The organism is Aerococcus kribbianus (assembly GCF_026805545.1).
In the GTDB taxonomy this organism is placed as follows: domain Bacteria; phylum Bacillota; class Bacilli; order Lactobacillales; family Aerococcaceae; genus Aerococcus; species Aerococcus kribbianus.
In genome coordinates this window covers 81417-104427 of the sequence record NZ_JAPRFR010000003.1, presented here as the reverse complement: position 1 = coordinate 104427, position 23011 = coordinate 81417, and the positions used below count along the sequence as shown (strand labels likewise).

Annotated in this window: 23 protein-coding genes, 1 pseudogene and 2 other annotated features; of the genes and pseudogenes, 20 read left to right on the top strand and 4 right to left on the bottom strand. The window is 40.2% G+C overall.

Going from position 1 to position 23011, the window contains the following annotated elements; genetic code table 11:
• Positions 1–328 precede the first annotated feature (328 nt).
• The gene (locus tag OW157_RS06750; protein ID WP_268752581.1) at positions 329–3244 is read left to right on the top strand and encodes an N-acetylmuramoyl-L-alanine amidase; all 2916 of its coding nucleotides are present in this window, start codon (positions 329–331) and stop codon (positions 3242–3244) included.
• A gap of 214 nt (positions 3245–3458) precedes the next feature.
• On the opposite strand, the gene OW157_RS06745 is transcribed toward OW157_RS06750, so the two are convergent.
• Together OW157_RS06745 and OW157_RS06740 are read right to left on the bottom strand one after the other, a co-directional pair.
• Positions 3459–3614, bottom strand: a complete 156-nt coding sequence (locus OW157_RS06745) for a hypothetical protein (protein WP_268752580.1) — start codon at positions 3612–3614, stop codon at positions 3459–3461.
• A 97-nt stretch (positions 3615–3711) separates the two neighbouring features.
• Positions 3712–4200 carry a prolyl-tRNA synthetase associated domain-containing protein gene (locus OW157_RS06740; protein WP_268752579.1) on the bottom strand — a complete coding sequence of 163 codons (489 nt, stop codon included), beginning with the start codon at positions 4198–4200 and terminating at the stop codon, positions 3712–3714.
• 501 nt (positions 4201–4701) lie between these two features.
• Positions 4702–4938 (top strand) — a binding site (T-box leader).
• Positions 4939–5005: 67 nt separating this feature from the next.
• Between OW157_RS06740 and OW157_RS06735 the strand changes: the two genes are divergently transcribed.
• From OW157_RS06735 to OW157_RS06725, 3 genes are read left to right on the top strand one after another with little or no spacing between them, the layout of a single operon-like run.
• The gene (locus OW157_RS06735) at positions 5006–5818 is read left to right on the top strand and encodes a MetQ/NlpA family ABC transporter substrate-binding protein (protein WP_268752578.1); all 813 of its coding nucleotides are present in this window, start codon (positions 5006–5008) and stop codon (positions 5816–5818) included.
• A gap of 46 nt (positions 5819–5864) precedes the next feature.
• Positions 5865–7079: a M20 family metallopeptidase gene (locus OW157_RS06730; RefSeq protein ID WP_268752577.1), complete on the top strand. Its 1215-nt coding sequence runs from the start codon at positions 5865–5867 to the stop codon at positions 7077–7079.
• On the top strand, positions 7076–7888 hold the full coding sequence (locus OW157_RS06725) for a MetQ/NlpA family ABC transporter substrate-binding protein (protein ID WP_417882752.1): 813 nt from the start codon (positions 7076–7078) through the stop codon (positions 7886–7888). Before OW157_RS06730 ends, OW157_RS06725 begins: the two co-directional genes overlap by 4 nt.
• Positions 7889–8348: 460 nt before the next feature.
• Here the strand turns inward: OW157_RS06725 and OW157_RS06720 are convergent, their stop codons facing one another.
• Positions 8349–9251, bottom strand: coding sequence for a magnesium transporter CorA family protein (locus tag OW157_RS06720; RefSeq protein ID WP_268752576.1), 903 nt, complete (start codon positions 9249–9251; stop codon positions 8349–8351).
• A gap of 393 nt (positions 9252–9644) precedes the next feature.
• Here OW157_RS06720 and cysE point away from each other — a divergent pair, with 393 nt between their 5' ends.
• From cysE to nusG, 9 genes are all read left to right on the top strand, one after another.
• Positions 9645–10184, top strand: coding sequence for a serine O-acetyltransferase (gene cysE / locus OW157_RS06715; RefSeq protein WP_268752575.1), 540 nt, complete (start codon positions 9645–9647; stop codon positions 10182–10184).
• 23 nt (positions 10185–10207) lie between these two features.
• Entirely contained in the window at positions 10208–11623 is a 1416-nt protein-coding gene (gene cysS, locus OW157_RS06710; RefSeq protein WP_268752574.1) for a cysteine--tRNA ligase, read from the top strand.
• Positions 11624–12031: a Mini-ribonuclease 3 gene (locus OW157_RS06705; protein WP_268752573.1), complete on the top strand. Its 408-nt coding sequence runs from the start codon at positions 11624–11626 to the stop codon at positions 12029–12031. It abuts the gene before it with no gap.
• The gene (gene rlmB / locus OW157_RS06700) at positions 12024–12806 is read left to right on the top strand and encodes a 23S rRNA (guanosine(2251)-2'-O)-methyltransferase RlmB (protein ID WP_268752572.1); all 783 of its coding nucleotides are present in this window, start codon (positions 12024–12026) and stop codon (positions 12804–12806) included. Before OW157_RS06705 ends, rlmB begins: the two co-directional genes overlap by 8 nt.
• Positions 12807–12821: 15 nt before the next feature.
• Positions 12822–13358: an NYN domain-containing protein gene (locus tag OW157_RS06695; RefSeq protein WP_268752571.1), complete on the top strand. Its 537-nt coding sequence runs from the start codon at positions 12822–12824 to the stop codon at positions 13356–13358.
• A 15-nt stretch (positions 13359–13373) separates the two neighbouring features.
• The gene (locus OW157_RS06690; RefSeq protein WP_268752570.1) at positions 13374–13985 is read left to right on the top strand and encodes an RNA polymerase sigma factor; all 612 of its coding nucleotides are present in this window, start codon (positions 13374–13376) and stop codon (positions 13983–13985) included.
• Positions 13986–14076: 91 nt separating this feature from the next.
• Complete coding sequence (gene rpmG, locus OW157_RS06685; RefSeq protein ID WP_268752569.1) at positions 14077–14229, top strand: 50S ribosomal protein L33; 153 nt, start codon at positions 14077–14079, stop codon at positions 14227–14229.
• 18 nt (positions 14230–14247) lie between these two features.
• Positions 14248–14421 carry a preprotein translocase subunit SecE gene (secE, locus tag OW157_RS06680; RefSeq protein ID WP_268752568.1) on the top strand — a complete coding sequence of 58 codons (174 nt, stop codon included), beginning with the start codon at positions 14248–14250 and terminating at the stop codon, positions 14419–14421.
• Positions 14422–14612: 191 nt separating this feature from the next.
• Positions 14613–15167, top strand: a complete 555-nt coding sequence (nusG, locus tag OW157_RS06675; protein ID WP_268752567.1) for a transcription termination/antitermination protein NusG — start codon at positions 14613–14615, stop codon at positions 15165–15167.
• Positions 15168–15507: 340 nt separating this feature from the next.
• Here nusG and phoU read toward each other — a convergent pair whose 3' ends face one another.
• Complete coding sequence (gene phoU, locus OW157_RS06670; RefSeq protein WP_268752566.1) at positions 15508–16173, bottom strand: phosphate signaling complex protein PhoU; 666 nt, start codon at positions 16171–16173, stop codon at positions 15508–15510.
• 293 nt (positions 16174–16466) lie between these two features.
• Here phoU and rplK point away from each other — a divergent pair, with 293 nt between their 5' ends.
• The 7 genes and pseudogenes from rplK to OW157_RS06635 all read left to right on the top strand — a co-directional run bounded on the left by rplK (position 16467) and on the right by OW157_RS06635 (position 22783).
• Positions 16467–16892 (top strand): 50S ribosomal protein L11, encoded by a 426-nt coding sequence (rplK, locus tag OW157_RS06665; protein WP_268752565.1) that lies wholly within the window; start codon positions 16467–16469, stop codon positions 16890–16892.
• A gap of 96 nt (positions 16893–16988) precedes the next feature.
• Entirely contained in the window at positions 16989–17678 is a 690-nt protein-coding gene (rplA, locus tag OW157_RS06660; RefSeq protein ID WP_268752564.1) for a 50S ribosomal protein L1, read from the top strand.
• A 48-nt stretch (positions 17679–17726) separates the two neighbouring features.
• Positions 17727–17866 (top strand) — a sequence feature (ribosomal protein L10 leader region).
• 33 nt (positions 17867–17899) lie between these two features.
• Entirely contained in the window at positions 17900–18403 is a 504-nt protein-coding gene (rplJ, locus tag OW157_RS06655; RefSeq protein ID WP_268752563.1) for a 50S ribosomal protein L10, read from the top strand.
• A 60-nt stretch (positions 18404–18463) separates the two neighbouring features.
• On the top strand, positions 18464–18829 hold the full coding sequence (rplL, locus tag OW157_RS06650) for a 50S ribosomal protein L7/L12 (RefSeq protein ID WP_268752562.1): 366 nt from the start codon (positions 18464–18466) through the stop codon (positions 18827–18829).
• A 138-nt stretch (positions 18830–18967) separates the two neighbouring features.
• Positions 18968–19579, top strand: a complete 612-nt coding sequence (locus OW157_RS06645; RefSeq protein WP_268752561.1) for a class I SAM-dependent methyltransferase — start codon at positions 18968–18970, stop codon at positions 19577–19579.
• A 245-nt stretch (positions 19580–19824) separates the two neighbouring features.
• Positions 19825–21039, top strand: coding sequence for a quaternary amine ABC transporter ATP-binding protein (locus tag OW157_RS06640; RefSeq protein WP_268752560.1), 1215 nt, complete (start codon positions 19825–19827; stop codon positions 21037–21039).
• Positions 21032–22783: pseudogene (locus OW157_RS06635) on the top strand (ABC transporter permease/substrate binding protein). The gene OW157_RS06640 and the pseudogene OW157_RS06635 overlap by 8 nt, the downstream one beginning before the upstream one ends.
• Positions 22784–23011 lie beyond the last annotated feature (228 nt).

Here is a 23011-nt window from a genome sequence, read left to right as displayed (position 1 = left end):
AGAACTCGATTAAACAGGGTGCGACAAAAGTCGTTAAGAACAGAAGCCTTGGACTAAAACGTGAAAGATGGCAAACGACCATCAGAGAGTTTTAGGAAATTAATGTTCATATATTATAGAGAGGCTGGGATTTCTGTCCTAGCCTTCTTTTTATGATGGTGGTAATAGGAATAACTAGTTTTTGCAATAAACATAAATATACTTTTCAACGATTGTATCTATTGGTGTAATAAAATCGTAATATTCGGTAATATCTCTTTTTCGATGGCCTTTGCTATAATGAGTGCGAATATGAAAGGTTTTATTAAGAAAAGTGAGGGTATTTTAAATGAAGTTTAATCAATTTAGGGAAGAGAAAGACCGCCGCATTATGCGCAAATCTAAGGGGAAATGGATTGTGTGCTCATTATTATTAACAACTGGACTTGCCTTGGGGAATTGGGGATTAAATAATGAAACAGTTTTAGCTGATTTCAATACAGTGGCCACCAACACATTCCGTTCATTGAACGCTTCATCATTTGCTGATAAAGCTACTCTGGAAGAAGACAGAGCAATCTTAAGTGCTAGCCAAGAAGCAGTAGCCAATATTGAAGCCACTTGGTCTAAGAATACTGAAGAAGAAGTACGTGCTGAAATTGCTCGCCAAAAAGAAGCAGGCTTAGATGCCTACGTGGTGCAATGGGGTGACACTTTATCAGTGATTGCCGCAGCAACAGGACAAAGTGTTGATGACCTTGCTGAAGCCAACCAATTAGGCAATATTCATTTGATTTTAACAGGTGATTTGTTGACAGGTGTTCTCGGGCCTAGGTCAGCCAATTCAGTAAACCACGGCCAAGAACAAGAAAAACAAGAAGTAGCTCAAACATCTGTGTCACGTTCTGAAGACGAACAGACAAGTGTTAGCGAACAAGCAAGTCAACTTGAATCAAAAGACCAAACAGAAGCTGACACTGAAGACACTCAAGCTGACGAAGCTGTAGAAGAAAATCAAGCGAGTGAAGCAGCTGCTGAAGAGGTGCAAATCACCGTTCTAGTTCCTGAAAATGAAACAGTAACAGAAGCCACAAATGAAGACGTAAGCCCAGAAGCCAAAGTTGCTGATAATGAAACAACCGAGCCAGGTGAAGACGAATTAAATGGGGTTATTTATGATGATCCCGCTACTATTGATCCAGCTCTTCCTGGCAAGAATGCTGAACAAGCCGACGCTCAAGACGATAACCAAGAACAAGTAGAGTCCGATGAAACGATTGTTGAGGAAATGCCTGATCAACAAGAAACTATAGACCAGGATGATTCTACTAGTGAAGTTGTTGAAGAAGCTGGTTCAGAAGTTACAAAAGCAGAAATAGATAGTGACCAAAACGACCAAGCAATAAACGAAGAAACTTCACAAGCAGGCCAAGACAGTGTAGACGCACCTGAAAATGCTAGTGAAACTGAAGCAAATAGTAAAGAGTCTTCACAAGAGAACAATAATCAAACAACTGTTGAAGAGCCAAACGCTGAAAGTGAAGAAACAGTCGAAACAGCAGAGGGTATTGAAGAAGAAGCTGGCCAATCTGAAGCAACTGTTGAAGAATCTTTAGAAGAAACCGGTGATCAAACCCCTGCTGAAGACCCTAATGTGGTTAATGAAGAAGTAGCAGAAGAGCTTTCTGAAGAAGCGACCGCTCCGTCTGAAGAAAAAATTGAAGAACCTTTAGAAGAAACCGGTAATCAAGCACCTGTTGAAGAGCCAAGCCTTGGAAATGAAGAAGCAGTCGAAATAGAAGAAGATATTAAAGAAGAAACTGACCAAGATGTAGACCAATCCGGTCAAGTTACTAGTCAAACAAGTCGCCGAGTAGAAGTGCTCCACCCACAAACTAAATATGTTCAAGACGACCAATTAGAAGAAGGCCAAGAAAAAGTGGTTCAAGCAGGTGAGCGTGTGATAGAAGTTACTATCGACTTAGTAGATGGTCAAGAAGTTAGTCGTCAAGAACGTGAAGTGTCAGTGACTCCTGCTCAAGATAAGATTATCCATCGTGGCACACGTTCCGTTGAGGAAAAAACTCAGATTGTTACTGAAAAGGTAACGATTCCTTTCCAAACTCGTTACCAAGACGACGAGCAATTCAAGGACGGCACTGAAAAAATCATTCAAGAAGGTCAAAATGGTGAAAAAGAAATAAGCTATGAAATCACTTATCGTGATGGTAAAGAAGTCAGCCGTAAAAAAGTTGACGAACGTGTGACCAAAGAAACAATCGACAAAATTGTGCGTCGTGGAACTCAAAAAGTTGCCGACAACCAACATGTTGTTGTTCATGGCGAATCATTATGGTCAATTGCGCAAAAATATGGTGTTACTGTTGAAGGTATTCGCCAAGCTAGTGGTCTAGACTCTAATGTACTCTACACTAACCAAGTATTAACTATTCCTAAGGCTGAAGTAGGCACAATGGTGACAAGTGTTCTTTACGGTGCGGGTCGCGGGGATACTGTTAACTCAGTTGCTAATAAGTTCGGTGTTTCAGCAGCTTCTATCCGTCAAGCTAATGGCTTATCTGGTAACTGGCTAGCTGAAGGCCAAACCTTACAAATCCCTAATGCTACTGCCAAACCAATGAATAATACCCAATCGCGTGATGGTAAGCAAGTGGTTATGTTAGATCCAGGTCATGGCGATGGGTCTGGTGCTCAATATGCTGGTGTTAACGAAGGCACATTGAACCGTCAATTGGCTCAACAGTTAACTCAAGAGTTACAAAGTCGGGGTTACACGGTGATTTCTGCTCGTCCCGACGCAACTGATGTGTCGCTATTAAATCGTAGTCGCCAAGCCAACGTTTCAAACGCGGATATCTTTATCTCTCTTCACCATAATTCAATGGGAGCAGCCAACCGTGGAACAGCAACAGGTATTGAAACCTTCTACTATGAATATTACAATGGTGTTTATCCAGCGATTAATGGTGCTTACCATAATGATGGGCAACGTCTAATTAATTCCGCTTACCTTGCCCAACAAATTCAAGGCAACTTAATAGGGCAAACCGGAGCGATTAACCGTGGTGTGAAGACAAATACTTTCTCAGTATTACGAGAAACTGATATTCCAGCTGTTTTAGTGGAATATGGCTTTGGAGATAATCCAAGTGAATTGCGTCTTCTAAAATCAAGTGCTTACCAAGCTAAATTAGTGCAAGGGACTGCTGATGCTGTTGATACCTACTTTTCTAATGTGCACTAAGATCTCGTAAATAAATATCAGAGAAAAACAGAGCCATGTTCAGGCTCTGTTTTTTATTGTTAAATTTTGTTATAACTTTAAGTTAAAGGTATACATCTCCACATAAAAACCATCTTTAATTTACAAGCCGTGTTAAATTCTACGAGTTTTTAAATGAAAATGGTGTTAGTGAGCACTATACTCACCAACACCATTACTTATTGTATGATTTTAATTAGTTTTTACCAAATTTATCTTTAGCAAATTCTTTGCCTTTTTCAGTGTAGTCATCTTTGTTTTCGTCTAGGTGTTTTTTACCTTTGTCGATAGCTTCGTCCTTATTTTCATTTACAAAGTCTTTTCCTTTGTTCTTTAAGTCATCTAATCCCATAATAGTAAAATTCCCCTTTCGTATTTGGTAAACATAGCATAACAAGAACTTGGCAAAAAATAAACTGATATGATTTCAGATTGCAAAAAAGTAAAAACTATAGGTCAATAATTTGATAAGGATAGTTAATGGCGTCAAGAAATTTCAATAAATCGTCTGTTGATAGAAAAATAGTTTTGGTATTTTCGCCAGGATGAAAAGTTTGGATAGGTTCAGCCAGAATCGCACGGTCAAAGTAAAGTTGGACATCTTGGTCCGTGTTATTGATTAAGTCAAAGGGGCAGACGACTCCCGGTTGAGAGCCTAATTTTTCTTGGATTAATTCGGGTGGACCGAGACGTAAGCGCGGTGTTTGTGCCAGATCACGAAACTTATCCATGTCTAAACGTTTGCTGTCATCCATAATTACCAGATAATAGGCGTTTTTCTTTTTAGTAGTTAAGAATAAACTTTTGGTTCGGACACCTTCCTTGCCTTCTATAAAGGCATCGGCTTCTTCAGTGGTTAGAGCAGGGGGATGGTTGACAATCTCGTAGGGGATGGCTAAAGTTTCAAGTTGGTCAACAATGCTTTGGTATGAAGTCATATCATCATCTCCTAGGTGTTTTTAATTAGTATAGATTATTTCGATAACGGTTTCAAATGGAAGAATGTGAGTCAATCGCGATAAGGGACGGACTATATCGGAAGGAAACCCAAAATGGAGGCTGCCGTTTTGATGGCTCATTCAGAAATGGACGCCGACCCTATAATTGCGAGCTCGACTAGATAGGGTGTGATGAACAGCGCAAGGACTGAAACCTTGGACCAAAAGACTAAAAATAGCGCCGAGCGATCAAAGATTTTTGGAAAACGCATGTTAGTCCTGCTTCTCAGAGCCCGACTGTGAGGATGAGATGAAAAGCACTAGGATTGAATCTTTGGATCAAAACTCGAATGATTGTTCTAGTCTCGTATTCTCCTATTAAAGGCGGGGTGTTCGGATTTAGCGATCAAAGGTGTCATTAAAATGCTATCTGTCTGAATATTGACTCTTAGGGAAATTGTCGCTATTATTATTTCAACAAGCAAATCAGTTATTGCATAATACGATCTGTTGACAAGTAGAGTAAATCAAAGCAACTTTTTAGAGAGACTTCGTTGGGTGAAAGAAGTTAAGTGGACTTTGATTGAAAATGAGCTTCGAGGAAGAATTGCTGATATTTAGGTGATTCCGGTGTGTCCCACCGTTACTATAGACACTGATAACAGCTGGTCTGTGTCGGATTGAGGGGAGAAGCGATTCTCCTAAACTAAGGTGGTACCACGATAAGTCGTCCTTTTACTGTATATACAGTAAAGGGACTTTTTTTATGCCATAATAATTTGCTGTCTTAAAGGAGGAAAAGAATATGAATAAATGGACAAAAGGAATTTTAGCATTAGGTGCCTCATTATTATTAGCTGCATGTGGACAAGAATCGACTACCGTTAAATTAGGTGTCGTTGGAGATGACACATCAAACTGGGACCATGCTCAAGAAGTGTTAGCCGATGAAAATATTGACCTTGAATTTGTAAAATTCACCGATTACTCCCAACCCAACTCTGCTCTGGCAGAAGGTGAGATTGATCTAAATGCCTTCCAACACCAAGTTTTCTTAGAAAATTATAATAAAGAAGCCGGGACTGACTTAGTTTCAATCGGTAACACGGTCATTGTTCCCTTAGGACTGTATTCTAACCAGGTAGATTCCCCCGAAGAGATTAAAGATGGAGATACTATTGCTATCCCTAATGATGTAACTAACGGTGGTCGGGCCTTATTGGTCTTGCAAGCAGCAGGTTTGATTGAAGTGGATCCTGATAAGGGAATTACCCCAACAGTTTCTGATATCACTAAATATAATGTTGATATTGAAATCAAGGAACTAGACGCTTCTCAAACGGCTCGGGCTTTGAATGATGTTACTGCGTCTATTATCAATTCTGGTGTGGCTGTGGATGCTGGCCTCAATCCTTCTGAAGACCCTATCTTCTTTGAACCGGTGGACGAAAATGCTAAGCCTTATGCTAATATCATTGCTGCCCGTAAGGAAGACGAAGACAATGAGACCTATAACAAGGTAGTGGATGCCTTCCAAACAGATGAAACAGCCCAAGTGATTAAGGAAGAATCTAACGGCGCAGACCTCCCGGCTTGGGAACTGTTTGGGCGTAAATAGTTAAGAGAAACTGCAAAAGATGCACCAATAGAATGAAGGGGATTACATGAGTAAGACAAATAGACAAAAAACCATTCATGACTATATTCAGGCTCACCAAGAAGAGTTTAAAAAATTGGCTGTTGATATTCATCAACACCCAGAAACTTCTAACCACGAATATTATGCCCAAGAAGTATTAACTAAGCAGTTGGAGGCAGATGGTTTTGAAATTGTTCGTGATGTAGCCGGTCACCCTACTGGATTTACTGCTACTTACAAAACCAATCAACCAGGACCTACAGTGGCCTTTCTAGCTGAGTATGATGCTTTAGCTGATGCTGGCCATGCGTGCGGTCATAATCTCTATGGCAATTACTCGCTCCTAGCGGCGACTGCCCTTAAATCGGTGATTGATGAGTTGGGTGGTGAAATTCGTGTTTATGGGACTCCCGGTGAAGAGGGAGGCGAAAATGGGTCTGCTAAGGGAAGCTTTGTTCGCGAAGGTTTCTTTTCTGATGTAGATGTTGCCTTATCAGCCCACCCTGGCGTTAAATATCAACGGTCAACCACGTTACTGGCCAATGATCCTGTTGATATTGAATTCTTCGGCAAAACATCGCACGCAGCGGCAGCCCCTGAACAAGGAATTTCTGCCCTAACCCCATTAATTCAAACCTTTGTGGGAATTGACAACATCCGTATTCATTTACCGAAAGATGTGAGCATCCATGGGGTGATTTTAGATGGTGGTCAGGCAGCTAATGTCATCCCTGATTATGCTAGGGGACGGTTCTATTTACGAGCTAAAACACGGCCAACCTTGAACGCAGCTAAGGAACGTGTGGAAAATATTGTTAAGGCAGCAGCTCTGGCAACAGGAACAGATTATCGTTTCGAACTCTTTCAAAATGCTGTTGACAATATGATTCTTACGCCAAGTTTTGACGACCTCTTCTTTGACCATGTTAAGGCACTTGGGATTCCTGACAAGGATATTGATTTAGATCAACCTAAGAGTCTAGGGTCTTCTGATGTAGGGAATGTTAGCCAGGTTATCCCAACTATTCAACCGAATATTTCTATTTCTGACCAAGATATGGCCGGCCATTCACCAGAGTTTAGAGCCGCAGCTTGCAGTCAAAAGGGTCTGGACTCTATCCCTCTGGCGGCCGAACTTTTAGCCCGAACCGCCTTAGATTTATATGAAGATAGTGACTTATTAGCAAAAATAAAAGCAGATTATCAACAAAATAAAGCAAAGATTGGAGCAGAAAAATGAAAAAAATTTGGTTAACAGTGATGACAGTCCTAGCGACTTTGTTATTAGTAGCTTGTGGCAAGCAAGACGACACGGTCCATGTGAAATTGGGTGTAGTAGGCGAGAAAAATAAGCAATGGGAATATGTGCGTGACCAACTCAAGGAAAAAGAAAATATTGATTTAGAATTGTTGAAATTTACTGAGTATCGCCAACCTATTGTAGCCTTGGAAGATGGCTCTATTGACTTACATTCTGCCTTAACAGAAATTTATATGGATCAAATGAATGAAGAGGGTGGCTATTCTAATACTACAATTGCCTATACCACCCTTAATCCAATGGGGATTTTTTCAAATAAAATTGATGATGTCAAAGATTTGGCAGATGGAGCAACGGTGGCCTTGCCTGATGATGTATCTAATGAAAGTCGGGCCTTATTGCTCTTGCAAACAGCAGGGTTGATTAAGTTAGATCCAAGTAAGGGGAACTTGCCATCTCATACAGATATTACCTCTAACCCTAAAAACCTTCAGTTTAAAATTATGGCTTCTAACCAAACGGCCCGTGTCTTAGATGATGTGGATATTTCGCTAATTAACAATGACATGGCAGCTGATGCTGGTTTGGTTCCTACTAAAGATGCGATTTTCTTGGAACCAATTGCTGACTCTTCTAAGCCTTATTACAATGTTATTGCCGCTCGCAAAGATGAAGTCGATAATGAAACCTATCAAACCATTGTAAAATACTTCCAAACTGAAGAAGTTGCTAAGATTATTGATGAAGAATCTAATGGCTCAAGTGTACCAGTTTGGGATAAAAAATAGTATATATAGTCATGGATGAGATGAAAAACGGTTAGCCCCAAAGGATTTGTCTGAAAATGGAAAGTATTCGCAGACTACTGACTCATTTGCAGAAAATACTGATGGGGCTGTTTTTCAGAACTCGACTAAAAGGATGTGAGCAAAAGCGGTAAGAGCGAGAGATTTGAGCCAATAGGCAAAAGATACGAACTTAAATCTTTTAGCCTATTGGACAAATATCCGAAGCGCTTGCTTTTGCGAGCTCGACTAAAAGGATGCGATGAAATGCGGGAGCTCCGAGCTGTTGGAAATTATGGTGTGATAAAAAGCGCTAGGACGGAATCGATGGACCAAAAGACTGCAGATAACGACTGGTTAGCCAAGACTTTTGTCATGCCTCGATAACAATTTAAAAAGCAGACGCAACGAATGGATTACGTTGGGTCTGCTTTTCTGTTAAGCATTTATTTATGCTGAAAGTCTATTTGAAGCGGTTTTTATAATAATAATAGAGGAGTGTCCAAATAATGAGTCCGAAGATACTGATATATATCCAAGCATTTGGTAAATCCATAAAAGGCAAGGCAACGTTCATTCCGTAGAAGCCGGTAATAACCGCCATAATTGCTAGGAGAATAGAGATAATGTTAAGGTTGGTTAAGTTATCATTTAAATTATTATTCAACACATTATTGTAACTAGCGGATAATTGTTCCATAATCTCAGAATTAAGCTTGGTCATAGACAAAAGTTGCTTGGCTTCGATATGTGCATCGTCGAGCTGTTCTTTTTCTTCAGCAGACAAATAATGATAAATGGCATGTTTTTTCAACTGGTTAATTAACAAAGCATTTTGATTGGCAGCATAAAGTAAGTAAACATTACCAGTTTCCAAGTCGGACAAGGCTAGTAAGTTTTTCTTAGAGGTTTGCTGGCGGAGTTTGGTGTTTAATTGGTCTCTTTCCTTATCAATTTTATCGGTAATCGGGAAGTATTGTTCTGAAATGATTTCCAAGCAGGCAAAGAGAAAGGTATAGACGCTTACTTGGCGGTTCTGCCGGATATACTTGGCCATGATAGGGACTAAATACTTGTTGTTGTTATTGACTAAGGTGATTAGACACTTTTCTTGTGCGATAAGGGTGATTGGTGTGGTTTCATAGTGGTCATCCTTACGATTAGGAATAATAGTATTAAAAATAAGGGTCAAGCTGTGACTTTCCTTATTATAATCCATATGAGCGTATTCATCTTTGTCTAAGGCATACTCGATAATTTCTTGATCGATTGCTTCTAGTTCTTGGTGGACATCTGCTTGGTCAAGGTCTTGGGTATTGACAACAATCCACGTTTTATCACCAGCAAAGCTTAGTTTTTGGGTCATAAAGTACTCCTTTAATAAATAATCGTTTGGGGTTGCAATAGGAAGAATTATTATTGCATCTGTAATTCTTACGTCTTAAAAATTATAGGCTATAGTTACAGATATAGCAATCACTCAATGAAGAGGATAAGCTCACTATCGTATTCGTCTACGTAAAAAAACCGAAAAAGTAGGTATAGATTTTGTAAAGATTTTTCTCCTAATGTAAAATGTGTGTAAACATCACAAGGCAATGCCCACCATTATGAAAAGATATGTTACAATCATTTTGACTCAAGTATTCATTATAAATCATTCGTAGAGTTAGAATGTGTGCGTTTACGCGAGAAATAAATTATAATAAAAAGCAATGACGGTAAGCCGAATCAATTACATACAGAAATGAGGCTCATCATGCTAAAAAGATTAAAGGAGCTTTTAGCAGCTTATAAGGACAAAGATCCTGCTGTCAGCTCAACTCTCGAGTTATTGCTCACTAACCAAGGGATTCATGCGCTGATTATCCATCGTTTGGCCCACCGACTCTACCGTGCTAATTTATTTTTACTTGCTCAAATTTTCGCTAAGTTTTCTCGCTTCTTGACTGGGATTGAAATTCATCCTGGTGCACAAATTGGTCGTCGTGTGGTTATTGACCATGGGATGGGCTTGGTGATTGGTGAAACAGCTATTGTCGGAGATGACGTCATGTTGTTTCATGGCGCAACCCTAGGCGGAACCGGCAAGGATAAAGGAAAACGTCATCCTAATATTGGGAATGGTGTTTTAGTCTCAGCTAATTCTTCAGTTTTAGGCAATGTGACAGTTGGTGAAGGCAGTAAAATTGGGGCTCATGCCTTGGTTCTAGAAGATGTCCCTGCCCATGTCACAGTCGTGGGAATTCCCGCTCAAATTGTGCGCTACTATGAGGCCGGTGACCAAAACAAGAATTAGCCAAATAGAAGGGAAGTTAATAAATGAAATTATATAATACCTTAACCAACCAAAAAGAAGAATTCACCCCTATTCAATCCGGTAAAATTGCCATGTATGTATGTGGCCCCACCGTTTATAACTACATTCATATTGGTAATGCCCGGTCAACAGTTGCCTTTGATACTATTCGCCGGTATTTTGAATACCGTGGTTATGAGGTCAACTATGTGTCTAACTTTACTGATGTGGATGATAAAATCATTAAGCGCGCCAATGAAGAAGGCTTAAGTCCCCAAGAAGTGGCCGACAAGTATATCGCTGCTTTTTATGAAGATACTGATGCTCTCAATGTCATGCGGGCCACGACTAATCCGCGAGTTGTCGAAAATATGACCGATATTATTGATTTTGTAGCTGATCTTATTGACAAAGATTACGCCTACCAAGCGGGTGGGGATGTTTATTACCGAGCTCGGAAGTTTGACCACTATGGTGATTTGTCCGACCAATCCATTGATGACCTCCGTCAAGGAGCGAGCCAACGTTTGGCCGATGATGCTGACGCTCTAAAGGAAGACCCTGTTGACTTTGCCCTTTGGAAAGAAGCCAAGCCTGGAGAGATCGCTTGGGAGTCACCTTGGGGGCAAGGACGACCAGGATGGCACATTGAATGCTCAGTGATGGCGACTAAGTACTTGGGGCCAACTATCGATATTCATGGCGGGGGTCATGACCTGACCTTCCCTCACCATGAGAATGAAATTGCTCAGTCTGAAGCCAAGACAGGGCAAACTTTCGCTAATTATTGGTTACATAATGGCTTCGTTACCATGGGTGACGATGGGGAAAAGATGTCTAAGTCCTTGGGGAACTTTGTCTTGGCGCATGACTTAATCCGAGAAATTTCTCCTGAGGTCATCCGTTTCTTCCTTGCTAGTGCCCATTACCGGAGTCCGCTCAAATTTTCTGAACAAAACATTAATGACGCTAAAAGTAACTTGGATCGTCTAAAAACGACTTACCAAAACTTAAATTATCGCTATCAAGATGCTGTGAATACTTTAGCAAATGATGAAGATATTCTAAGTAGGATTGCTAATCACCAAAAGCATTTTGTTGAGGTGATGGATGATGATATTAATACACCAAATGGATTAACAGTTATCTATCAATTCATGCGGGATATTAATGTTTATATTGAAGGCCAAGAGGTGTCTAAACGTGCTTTAGATGCTTTGCTTAAAACTTATAGCCAACTTTTAGCAATTTTTGGGATTGACTTTACGGCCCAAGAAGACAATTTAGATGACATGGTTCAAGCCTTAATTGATGAACGAACTACTGCCAGAAACAATAAAGATTTTGCTCGTGCTGATGAAATTCGTGACCAATTACGTGACCAAGGTATTATTTTAGATGACACTGCCCAAGGAACACGTTGGAAACGGAGTGAGTAGATGGATAAGCGAGCCATTCAGCAGATTCCAATTCTCTCCTTAGCTTACTTAGGGGATGCCGTTTGGGAAATCCTTGTTCGCGATCACCTTGTGCGTAAGAGTCGTTTGCAAGCCAACCAGCTCCATCAGCAAGCGACTCACTATGTCAAGGCTGCTGGTCAGGCACGGATTATGCAAGAGTGGTTGGACCGACCTAACTGGCTAAAGGCTGAGGAATTGACAATTTTTAAACGAGGGCGTAATGCCAAATCGCATACAAGTGCTAAAAATGCCTCCATAGCTGATTATCGTTTAGCCACGGGCTTTGAAGCATTGTTTGCTTATCTTTACCTAGGAGATGAACCGAAACGTTACCAAGAATTGAGTGAGTCAGCACTCGCTATTATAGAGGAGGATTTGCATGTCTAGAGACCAAAAGAAAAATATTAAAGAAAAGACTCAAAATGACGACAAAGATTTTGTTTTTGGCCTTCATAGTGTCAAAGAAGTCCTCAAAGGAGACCGTGACGTCAATAAGTTGTTTCTCCAATCTGATCTAAAAGATCGTAATGCTCAAGAGCTTAAACAACTGGCACGAAAACATAAGACATTAATCTCTGAAGTGCCCAAGTCCAAGTTAGACACCATGACTAATGGCGGCAATCACCAGGGTGTAGTGGCTGCTGTGGCTGCTTATCAGTATGCTGGTATTGACGACCTCTTTGCTCGGGCCGAAGAAGCAGATGAAGATCCTTTCATCTTAATTTTAGATGGACTAGAAGATCCCCATAATCTCGGATCACTGCTACGAACAGCAGATGCTATTGGTTGTCATGGGGTTATTATTCCTGAACGTCGGCAGGTAGGTCTAACTCAGACGGTAGCGAAAACATCTACAGGAGCAATTGAACATGTGCCCGTCGCTCGTGTAGTGAATATTAGCCAGACCATTGATAAATTAAAACAAAGAGGCGTATGGGTCTTTGGTACCGATATGTCTGGCCAGTCCTTATTTACCATGGATGCTAGCCTCCCCTTGGCAGTAGTTATTGGTAATGAAGGGAAGGGAATTTCCCCCGGAGTGAAAAAACACTTGGATGGAGTATTAACCATTCCTATGACCGGTCATGTTCAGAGTTTGAATGCCAGTGTGGCTGGGGCTCTAGTCATGTATGAAGTCTTTCGTAAACGGCAAGGCCATTAAAGGGGGTGGAATCATGTGAAACAAGAGCGTCTTATTGTAGATGGTTATAATATGATTGGTTCCTGGCCCGAATTGTTGCGATTAAAGAATCAAGATAAACTAGAAGAAGCACGTGATTTACTGCTTGCCCGTTTATCTAACTATGCCGGCTTTCATCACATTGAAACTTGGGTAGTATTTGACGCTTTGTTTGTTCCTGGAATTAGCCAACAATATGATGCCTATAATTTAAAGGTTATATTCACCGCAGAAGGACAAACAGCCGATTCCTATATCGAGGAAATGATGGATGCTATGGTGGGGATTCTTTATACAGTAACTGTAGCAACTAGCGATCTCGCTGAACAACGCATGGTTTTCCAACATGGCGCCCTTAGGAAGTCAGCTCAAGAACTCTGGCGTGATGTTGAACAAACTGCCAAGATTGTCCATACTGGTGATGATAACTATCGCCCCTTGACCTATAGACGACGTATTCCTTGGAATCGTCGGCAATTAAATACTTTACAAGGGTTACTACGTGATTTATCAGATGAAGAGGACAATACTTAAGTTTGGAGGAAAGCTATGGGAGAAGAATATTTTGTTGGCCATCAATTATCGGATGAAGCACTGATAAAAAGCATGTGTAGGGGCAATCCAGAAGCGTTGAAAAGCTTATTTTGTCGGTATTTACCCTTAGTTAAAGGCTTAAGGCCCTATGTGCCGGTGACAATGTTGGAAGATGATGACTTCTACCAAGAAGCGATTATCTGCCTCTATAAATGCACGCAACGCTTTCATTCTGGTCAAGGCATCACCTTTGGAATTTACTATAAAAAAGTCCTAAGAAATTATTATATTGATATTATGCGCCAACAGGTGACTTTAAAACGTAAGGCTAACTATAACACCCAGCAACTAACCACTACTGATAATGAAGATGGTATCAATAATCAAGTTAGTCTACGTGCCCATAAGATCTATGAAACTCCAGAACATTATACGGTTATACGAGAAGAAATCGCCATATTCTCAGCCAAGTTAGGGCCTATTGATAAGCGTATTTTTAATCTACTCCTTCAAGGCTATCAGCTAGAGTCAATTGCGAGTGAAATGGATTTATCTGTTTCTAATGTGAGAAGGCGAATTGCTGCTTCCCGTGCCAAACTTCGCGTACAACTCTATAAGGAAGCCTGAATGATGAGAGTATAAAATCTTCCTGTACTGATAAGTGTTGACAACTTGTTTTTAACCCAGTAGTATAGAATGGTATTTAAGGAGTCTTATAATGAAAACAAATAAAATTGCTCTAGCCTGTTCCAAGTGCGGGTCACGGAATTATGTTGTCAAAGCTAATCCCCAATACCGCACAGAACGCTTAGAAATCAAGAAATATTGTAAATACTGTAATGAGCATACCTTGCACAAGGAAACCAAGTAAGACGGAAGAGGGATAGATTTGGCTTTTATCAAGAATGTCTTTAATGAAATGCGTTTAGTGACCTGGCCGACAGGTAAGGAACTATTACGCTATACGGGGATTGTTTTGGGCACAATTATTTTGGTAGCCCTATTTCTAGGTATCGTTGACTATGGAGCTAGTTTAGCCTTTGAATGGTTTATCGGCCTATAATTTAAAATAAAAATAGCGACAAAGCGAATGAAGACCTATGACTTATTTATTGCCTAGTCGTGTTTTAACTAATTATTTACTTGGTCACATTTGACCATTGTGCTATACTAATAGTGCAAAATGACAAGAAACCTTTCCGATTTAGAGGAAGGTTTTTTATTTACAGAAAATTTAGAATTGAGGGGATTGCAATGGTTACAGAATTAGAAGCAAGAAAACAATGGTATGTTTTACATACTTATTCTGGTTATGAAAATAAGGTCAAAGAAAACTTAGAAATGCGGATTACTTCTATGGGTATGGAAGATTATATTTTTCAAGCTATCGTGCCAGAAGAAGAACATATTGAAACCACTAAAACGGGAAAAAAGAAAGTCAATATGGTAAAAACTTTTCCAGGTTATGTTTTAGTTGAAATGATTATGTCAGATGAAGCTTGGTTTGTGGTGCGAAATACCCCAGGTGTGACTGGTTTCCTAGGTTCTCATGGACAAGGATCAAAACCGACACCCCTATTGGATGAAGAAGTGCACAGTATCTTGCGTAATTTAGGAATGTCAACTAAAAAACGGGACATTAGTTTTGAATTAGGTGAAATGGTTAAGGTGGTTGATGGTGCCTTTAACGGAATGGAAGGCAAGGTAGAAGCTATTGACGATGAACACGAAAAACTCAAAGTAACTGTAGAAATGTTTGGCCGCGAAACGATTGCTGAAGTAGAATATGATCAAGTAGATAAATTCTAATAAAAGGATGTGAGCAAAAGCGGTAAGAGCGAGAGATTTGAGCCAATAGGCAAAAGATATGAACTTAAATCTTTTAGCTTATTGGACAAATATCCGAAGCGCTTGCTTTTGCGAGCTCGACTAAAGGGTGTGATGAAAAGCGGTAGGACGGAATCGTTGGACCAAAAGCCTGAAGATAGCGACTAGCTATCAAAGACTTTTGGGAAACGCATGTCAGTCCTGCTTTTCAGAGCCCGACTAAAAGAATGCGATGAAATGCGGGAGCTCCGATAATAGATAGATATTTGTATAAAGTAAAGAGGCTGGGACAAAACGTCCCAGCCTCTTTCTGGTTTCTATCTTATTTGTTGAGTTCGAATAACTCAGCTTTGTCGATATATAAGATTCGTTCACAAATATTAGTAGCATAGTCGCCAATCCGTTCGATATTAGATAAGGTGCTAACATAAGAAGTGCCGACTTGAGATAGGGCTTGGTTTTTTTCCATTTCAGCCACTAAATCATTTAATAATGTTTTAAAGGCGTGGTCTACTTCTTCATCACGTTCCGCAATTGTTTGGGCCTTGTCTGTATCGTTGGTAACAAAAGCATCAATGGCATCAATTACCATGCTATGGGCTTGCCCGCTCATAGCGGTAAGGCCGTTTGCTAGCGGTTTTAAGTTTAATTCGTCTTCACGACGAACGCTTTTAGCGATAGATACGGCATGGTCAGCAATCCGTTCTAAGTCCGAAGATGATTTTAGGATGGAGACAATTTTACGTAGGTCAACTCCGATAGGTTGTTGCAAGGAGATTAATCGTACCGCATAAGTTTCGATATCGACTTCCATAGTATTGATAGTTCGGTCATTTTCAATGACGGTTTTAGCAAGTTGAGAATCGTTGTTTTCAACCGCAGCGATGGCTTGGCTGAAAGCTTCTGCAGAGGCACGACCTAATTTAACAAACATTTCATCGAGTGTTTTTAATTGTTCTTCATAGGTTTTCCGAATTGGTTCAGACATTTTTCTATCCCTCTTTCTGAATATTAGAATAGGATAATTCTATCAAATAAGCGATGTAATGTAAATCTAAGCGCCTTTTAGGGCGGCAAGGAAAGCCCTTTCCAAATGGTCTGGCAAATAATTCGTCAGTCAAAAAATCGGTCTTTAAGGAGCAAAATAAAATTATTACTTGACTCCGGAGACTTTTGTGCTATAATATTTTGATGTGTGCCTTGTGTACACATGTGTGGGAGGAGAAATCTATCAACTCCAATAAAACCACATCACGAACAAAAACTAAGGAGGAATGTTTCGTGGCTAAAAAAGTAGAAACAGTTGTAAAATTACAAATTGAAGCTGGTAAAGCAAGTCCAGCTCCTCCAGTAGGTCCTGCCTTGGGACAAGCTGGTGTTAACATCATGGGATTCTGTAAAGAATTCAATGCTCAAACACAAGACCAAGCTGGTTTAATTATTCCAGTTGTTATCTCAGTTTATGAAGACCGTTCATTTACTTTTGTTACTAAAACACCACCTGCAGCCGTATTACTTAAGAAAGCTGCTGGCCAAGAAAAAGGTTCTGGTGAACCTAACAAAAATAAGGTAGCATCTGTAACTCGTGACCAAGTACGGGAAATTGCAGAAACAAAAATGGAAGACTTAAACGCAGCAGACGTAGAAGCTGCTATGCGTATGGTGGAAGGTACTGCTCGTTCAATGGGATTCACTGTTGAAGGCTAATTGTTAACCTAACACATTTAATAGTACGCCATAATGCTGTTAGTCGCATTATGAGTGGGAGGATCATCCGTTAAAACCACAATAGGAGGAATGAAAGTGGCAAAATTAACTAAAAACCAAAAAATTGCTTCAGAAAAAATTGATAAAACCAAAAAATATGAAGCAGTTGAAGCTTTAGAATTATTGAAAGAAGTCGACTATGCGAAATTTGACGCTTCTATTGAAGTGGCTTATCGCTTAAATATCGACACTAAGAAGAATGACCAACAAATTCGTGGTGCCATGGTATTACCAAACGGTACTGGTAAAACACAACGCGTTTTAGTATTTGCTAAAGGGGACAAAGCCCAAGAAGCCAAAGATGCTGGCGCAGACTATGTTGGTGACGATGAATACATCGAAAAAATCAACGGTGGTTGGTTTGACTTTGATGTAATCGTGGCAACTCCAGATATGATGGGTCAAATTGGTCGTTTAGGTCGTGTCTTAGGACCTAAAGGCTTAATGCCTAACCCTAAAACAGGAACAGTAACACAAGATGTAAACAAAGCTGTTTCTGACATCAAAGCTGGACAAGTGGCTTACCGTGCTGACTCAGCAGGTAACCTTCACTTACCAATCGGACGTGTATCATTCTCTGCTGACCAATTAGCAGAAAACTTGAAAGCTGTTCATGAAATGGTATTACGTGAAAAACCAGCTGCTGCTAAGGGAACTTATATCCAAAATGTTACCGTGTCTTCAACTATGGGACCTGGTATCAAATTAGACCAAACTTCCCTATAAAAAAGTCTTGACTAGGCCATTTAGGTTTGCTAAAATGGCCTAGGTTGATGAAAAATCAATAGCTTACCGAAGACAGTTGGTGGCAAAAGCCTTAATTTCCAACCGAGGAAGATCACGTTACCCCTACTATGAGTAGTGGGTCTACATCCTCTATGTCTTCAGTGACATAGAGTTTTTTATTTTTATAGAAAACTCTAACTAATCTCTGGAGGTGAAATTTAATGAGTGAAGCAGCAATTGCTAAAAAACAAGAAGAAGTCCAAGCGGTCGTAGAAAAGATTCAAAACGCATCTTCTGTTGTCGTTATCGACTACTTAGGTTTAACTGTAGAAGAAGTGACTAACCTACGTAAAGAATTGCGTGAAGCTGGCGTTGAATACAAGGTAATTAAAAACACTATCATGCGTCGCGCTTTTGATAGTTTAGACATGGATTACCACGAAGAGGTATTCCAAGGCCCAACTGCTGTCGCATTTGGTAGCGAAGACGCCGTAGCACCTGCACGTATTATCGCTAAATTCGCTAAAGAAGCTGAAGCGATTGAACTTAAAGGTGGTATGCTTAACGGAGAAATTCTTACTAAGGAAGAAATCCACAAAATCGCAAGTCTACCAAACCGCGAAGGTTTACTATCTATGCTATTGTCAGTTCTTCAAGCGCCAGTCCGCAATGTGGCATACGCCGTCAAAGCAGTGGCCGACGCCAAAGAAGACGACGCAGCATAATCATATTAACTTATCCCAACTTGCATCTTAAAAAATAACCTTAAAAATGGAGGAATTAAAATGGCTTTAAATATTGAACAAATTATTGCTGATTTAAAAGAATCAACAATCATTGAATTATCTGACCTTGTTTCTGCTATCGAAGAAGAATTCGGCGTTTCTGCTGCTGCTCCTGTAGCTGCTGCTGGTGGTGCTGGTGAAGCTGCTGAAGAAAAAACTGAATTCGACGTTGAATTAACTGGTGCTGGATCTGCTAAGATCAAAGTTATCAAAGCAGTTCGTGAAGCAACTGGTTTAGGCCTTAAAGAAGCAAAAGCTTTAGTAGACGGCGCTCCTGCTGTTGTTAAAGAAGCTATGCCAAAAGAAGACGCAGAAGCATTGGTTGCCGCTATCGAAGAAGCTGGCGGTTCTGCAGAATTAAAATAATCAACCATAATTATTTCATAGAGAGTCCTAGCAAAAGTAGTTTTGCTAGGGCTCTTTTTTGCTTATTATTCGCGCTTGTCAAGAACTTAGCCCTTTTGCTACACTTAAGCCAACGATTAAGAATGAGGAGTTGAGGGCATGGCCCACCAATATTTTGAAGACAACCAAGACTTAGATCATGATTACAAAATTATTGACTTTAACTGGCAAGGACAGACCCTACATTTAAAAACTGATGCGGGCGTTTTTTCGCGAGATAATGTTGATTTTGGCTCGCGTACCTTATTAGAAACTTTTTTAAATAATACGGCAGATGACTTCGACCAGCTGCTTGATTTAGGTTGTGGTTATGGGGCGATGGGTCTAGCTTTAGCGATCGCTTATCCTAAGGCCCAGATTGATATGGTAGATGTTAGTCAACGAGCTTTGGCTTTGGCAGAAAACAATGCCCAAGCCAACCAAATCACTAATACAGCGATTTTTTTCTCTGATGTGTATTCTGAGGTCAAGAAAAAAGATTATGACCATGTCTTATCGAATCCACCAATCCGAGCCGGAAAAGAAGTTGTTCATGGGATTATTAGTGGCGCTAAAGACCACCTTAAATTAGGAGGTAGACTTACTATTGTGATTCAAAAGAAACAGGGGGCTCCTTCAGCTAAGAAAAAGATGGCAGAGCTGTATGGCAATGTGACTGAACTTGACCGTAAAAAGGGCTATTGGATATTACAAAGTTATAAACAAGATTGAATTAACCGTTGCCTGTAAATACTTTGTTCTAGGCGTGATTAACTAGGCCGATATACAATCCTTGTATCCCTATCTTTCCCCCAATAAACGTTTTCATTGCTGTTTTCATCAGCATAGCACATATGTCTGACAATTCAGAAAAAGTTTTTGTATTTGTGAATTGACCATTTTACCTTGGTTAAGAGTTCATATTTTGTTAATCTAGAATAGATGCAAAAAAACGAACACACTAAGAGGAGGAAAGTATGGCTTCAATAAAGATTGAAAACTTATCTAAGATTTTCGGTAGCCGCCAAGCTATTGAAAAAGCTAAAGATATGTTAGCAAATGGTAAGTCAAAAGAAGAAATTGTTAAAGCAACGGGTGCAACTGTTGGGGTAAATAACGCCAATCTTGATATCAAGGAAGGCGAAACATTCGTTGTTATGGGTTTATCTGGTTCAGGGAAATCAACTATGTTACGGATGCTAAACCGTTTGATTCAACCAACACTAGGTACTGTTTATGTTGATGATCAAGATGTTACCCATGCATCTAGTGAAGAATTGCAAGAATTGCGTCGAAACAAGGTCAACATGGTTTTCCAAAACTTTGGCCTTTTCCCACATAAAACCATTCTAGAAAATACTGAATATGGTTTAGAAATCAAGGGTGTTGACAAGGATAAACGGAAAAAAGCAGCCCAAAAAGCGCTAGATAACGCTGGTTTAGGCGCCTATTCTGACCAATACCCAGACCAATTATCTGGTGGTATGCAACAACGGGTTGGTCTTGCTCGGGCCTTAGCGAATGATGCTGAGATTATTCTAATGGACGAAGCATTCTCAGCGCTTGACCCCTTAATTCGTCGTGATATGCAAGATGAATTAGTAGAAATGCAAGAAAAAATGAACAAGACGATTGTCTTCATTACTCATGACTTAGATGAAGCCTTACGTATTGGTGATCGGATTGCCTTAATGAAGGATGGGGAAGTCGTTCAAATCGGTACGGGTGAAGAAATCTTACAAAACCCTGCTAATGGTTATGTCGAACGCTTCGTTGAAAATGTTGACCGGTCTAAGGTATTAACAGCTGAACACGCCATGACCCGTCCAGCTGTCGTCCTTAACTCTGACAAAGAAGGGGCACGTATGGCCTTACGCCGTATGCAACAAGAAGATTACTCCTTCATTATGGTGACAAACAGTCAACATGAATTGCAAGGTTATGTGCGTGAAGTTGATGCCATTCGTCTTATCCAACAACATGATCAAACGGAACGCATTAACATTGATGAAATTTTACGGACTGATATGCCAGTTGTTCAACTGGATACAACCATCAATGATATTTTTGATATTATCAATGATGCCTTCATGCCCGTGTCAGTTGTTGATCAAGACAACCACCTACGTGGTATGGTAAGTCCTAAGATGCTTGTCAATAGTTTAGTAAGTGAGGGGGACAACAATGATTAATTACTTAGCTGCAATTCCACAATTTCCAGTCGCTAATTGGGTAGAAGATGCGACTGCTTGGATTACCCAAGTTTTTGCTGGTTTGTTTGATGTCTTGCAAGTGATTGGACAATATCTAATTAATGGAATGACTGGTGTTCTTTCTATTATTCCGCCAGCCTTATTTATCGTCTTGGTAGCAGTTTTAGCCTATTTTGCTTCAGAGAAGAAATGGGGCCTACCAGTTTTTGTTCTAGTTGGTTTTGGTTATGTATTAAACCAAGGGCTATGGATGGAAATGTTAAATACTATTTCTTTGATCTTCGTTTCTAGTTTAGTGTCAGTAATCCTAGGAATACCTCTAGGGATCTTGTCTGCTAAAAGTGAAACAGCCAATGCCATTTTGAAGCCAATATTGGACTTCATGCAGACCATGCCTGCCTTCGTGTATTTGATTCCTGCTGTTGCTTTCTTCGGTATTGGGGTAGTGCCAGGGGTGTTCGCCTCAGTAATTTTCTCACTACCACCAACAGTACGGTTCACTGACCTAGGAATCCGTCAAATTTCGACAGAATTAATTGAAGCAGCAGACTCATTCGGTTCTACTGCTAGCCAAAAATTATTCAAGGTTGAATTACCGTTAGCGAAATCAACGATTATGGCTGGTATCAACCAAACAACAATGTTAGCCTTATCTATGGTTGTAATTGGCTCCATGATCGGTGCGCCTGGTTTAGGTCGACAAGTATTATCATCTCTTCAAAGAGCGCAAGTCGGAACTGGTTTTGTTTCTGGTTTAGGTATTGTGGTCTTAGCGATCGTTATCGACCGCTTGACACAAGCATTAGCACGTGACAAAAAACATTAATTAGAGGGGGGAGTCATTTTGTTTAAGAAAGTTGTTTTAGGGATTATTGCCATCTTTGGCCTAGTATTGACTTTCGGGTCTGAAGATGCCTTTCAAAGTAGCTTAGGAAATTCCGGCTCTGGTGCCGGTGAGACGATCACCCTATCTTATGTTGAGTGGGACACAGAAGTTGCTTCCACCAACGTGATCGCTGAAGTCTTAAAAGAAGAAGGTTTTAATGTAAACATCGTGCCATTAGATAACGCCATTATGTGGTCTGCTGTGGCTAATGGTGAAGCCGATGGAATGGTTGGTGCTTGGTTGCCACAAACTCACGGTGAACAATTTGACCAATATGGTGACCAAATGGAAAATCTTGGTCCTAACTTGGAAGGTGCCATTACTGGTATGGCTGTGCCAACTTATATGGAAGACGTTAATTCTATCGAAGACTTAACAGATGAAGCTGGGCAAACCATTACAGGTATCGAACCTGGTGCTGGTGTTGTGGCTGCGACAGAAGAAGCGGTAGATACTTATGACAACCTATCTGATTGGACTGTCGAAACGTCTTCATCTGGTGCCATGGCAACGGCACTCGGCCAAGCCATTCAAAATGAAGATGAAATCGTCGTAACTGCATGGTCTCCACACTGGAAATTCCAAGTTTATGACTTGAAATACTTAGAAGATACTAAGGGTGTTTATGGTGATGGTGAAACAATCAACACCATGGTACGTGAAGGTTTACAAGAAGACTCACCACGTGCTTACCAAATCTTAGATCAATTTGCTTGGGAACTAGAAGATATGGAAACGGTTATGGCTGATGTCCATGAGGGTAAAGATCCTTCTCAAGCTGCACGTGATTGGATTGACAACAACCGTGACAAGGTTGATCAATGGTTAGCTGAATAAAACTAATAAATAGTCGTATATTACACAGAGGTTGGGATTTTATCCCAGCCTCTTTTGTTTGCCAATCTTTGGGATTTATTGAAAAAAAGGTATTGACTTGATGGATTAAAGGGCGTATAATTGTAAATGATACAAATTATTGGAATATAAAGGCGCCGAAATATTGTCCGGCTCGCTTTTATGGGAATACAAAAGAAAAATGACAGGTTTTGTCGGTTCTTTTGTCTT

Excerpts from the sequence above, each read along its gene's own strand:
- OW157_RS06750 (WP_268752581.1), top strand. The coding sequence starts at position 329 with ATGAAGTTTAATCAATTTAGGGAAGAGAAAGACCGCCGCATTATGCGC.
- OW157_RS06745 (WP_268752580.1), bottom strand. The coding sequence starts at position 3,614 with ATGGGATTAGATGACTTAAAGAACAAAGGAAAAGACTTTGTAAATGAA.
- OW157_RS06740 (WP_268752579.1), bottom strand. The coding sequence starts at position 4,200 with ATGACTTCATACCAAAGCATTGTTGACCAACTTGAAACTTTAGCCATC.
- OW157_RS06735 (WP_268752578.1), top strand. The coding sequence starts at position 5,006 with ATGAATAAATGGACAAAAGGAATTTTAGCATTAGGTGCCTCATTATTA.
- OW157_RS06730 (WP_268752577.1), top strand. The coding sequence starts at position 5,865 with ATGAGTAAGACAAATAGACAAAAAACCATTCATGACTATATTCAGGCT.
- OW157_RS06725 (WP_417882752.1), top strand. The coding sequence starts at position 7,076 with ATGAAAAAAATTTGGTTAACAGTGATGACAGTCCTAGCGACTTTGTTA.
- OW157_RS06720 (WP_268752576.1), bottom strand. The coding sequence starts at position 9,251 with ATGACCCAAAAACTAAGCTTTGCTGGTGATAAAACGTGGATTGTTGTC.
- cysE (WP_268752575.1), top strand. The coding sequence starts at position 9,645 with ATGCTAAAAAGATTAAAGGAGCTTTTAGCAGCTTATAAGGACAAAGAT.
- cysS (WP_268752574.1), top strand. The coding sequence starts at position 10,208 with ATGAAATTATATAATACCTTAACCAACCAAAAAGAAGAATTCACCCCT.
- OW157_RS06705 (WP_268752573.1), top strand. The coding sequence starts at position 11,624 with ATGGATAAGCGAGCCATTCAGCAGATTCCAATTCTCTCCTTAGCTTAC.
- rlmB (WP_268752572.1), top strand. The coding sequence starts at position 12,024 with ATGTCTAGAGACCAAAAGAAAAATATTAAAGAAAAGACTCAAAATGAC.
- OW157_RS06690 (WP_268752570.1), top strand. The coding sequence starts at position 13,374 with ATGGGAGAAGAATATTTTGTTGGCCATCAATTATCGGATGAAGCACTG.
- rpmG (WP_268752569.1), top strand. The coding sequence starts at position 14,077 with ATGAAAACAAATAAAATTGCTCTAGCCTGTTCCAAGTGCGGGTCACGG.
- nusG (WP_268752567.1), top strand. The coding sequence starts at position 14,613 with ATGGTTACAGAATTAGAAGCAAGAAAACAATGGTATGTTTTACATACT.
- phoU (WP_268752566.1), bottom strand. The coding sequence starts at position 16,173 with ATGTCTGAACCAATTCGGAAAACCTATGAAGAACAATTAAAAACACTC.
- rplJ (WP_268752563.1), top strand. The coding sequence starts at position 17,900 with ATGAGTGAAGCAGCAATTGCTAAAAAACAAGAAGAAGTCCAAGCGGTC.
- rplL (WP_268752562.1), top strand. The coding sequence starts at position 18,464 with ATGGCTTTAAATATTGAACAAATTATTGCTGATTTAAAAGAATCAACA.
- OW157_RS06645 (WP_268752561.1), top strand. The coding sequence starts at position 18,968 with ATGGCCCACCAATATTTTGAAGACAACCAAGACTTAGATCATGATTAC.
- OW157_RS06640 (WP_268752560.1), top strand. The coding sequence starts at position 19,825 with ATGGCTTCAATAAAGATTGAAAACTTATCTAAGATTTTCGGTAGCCGC.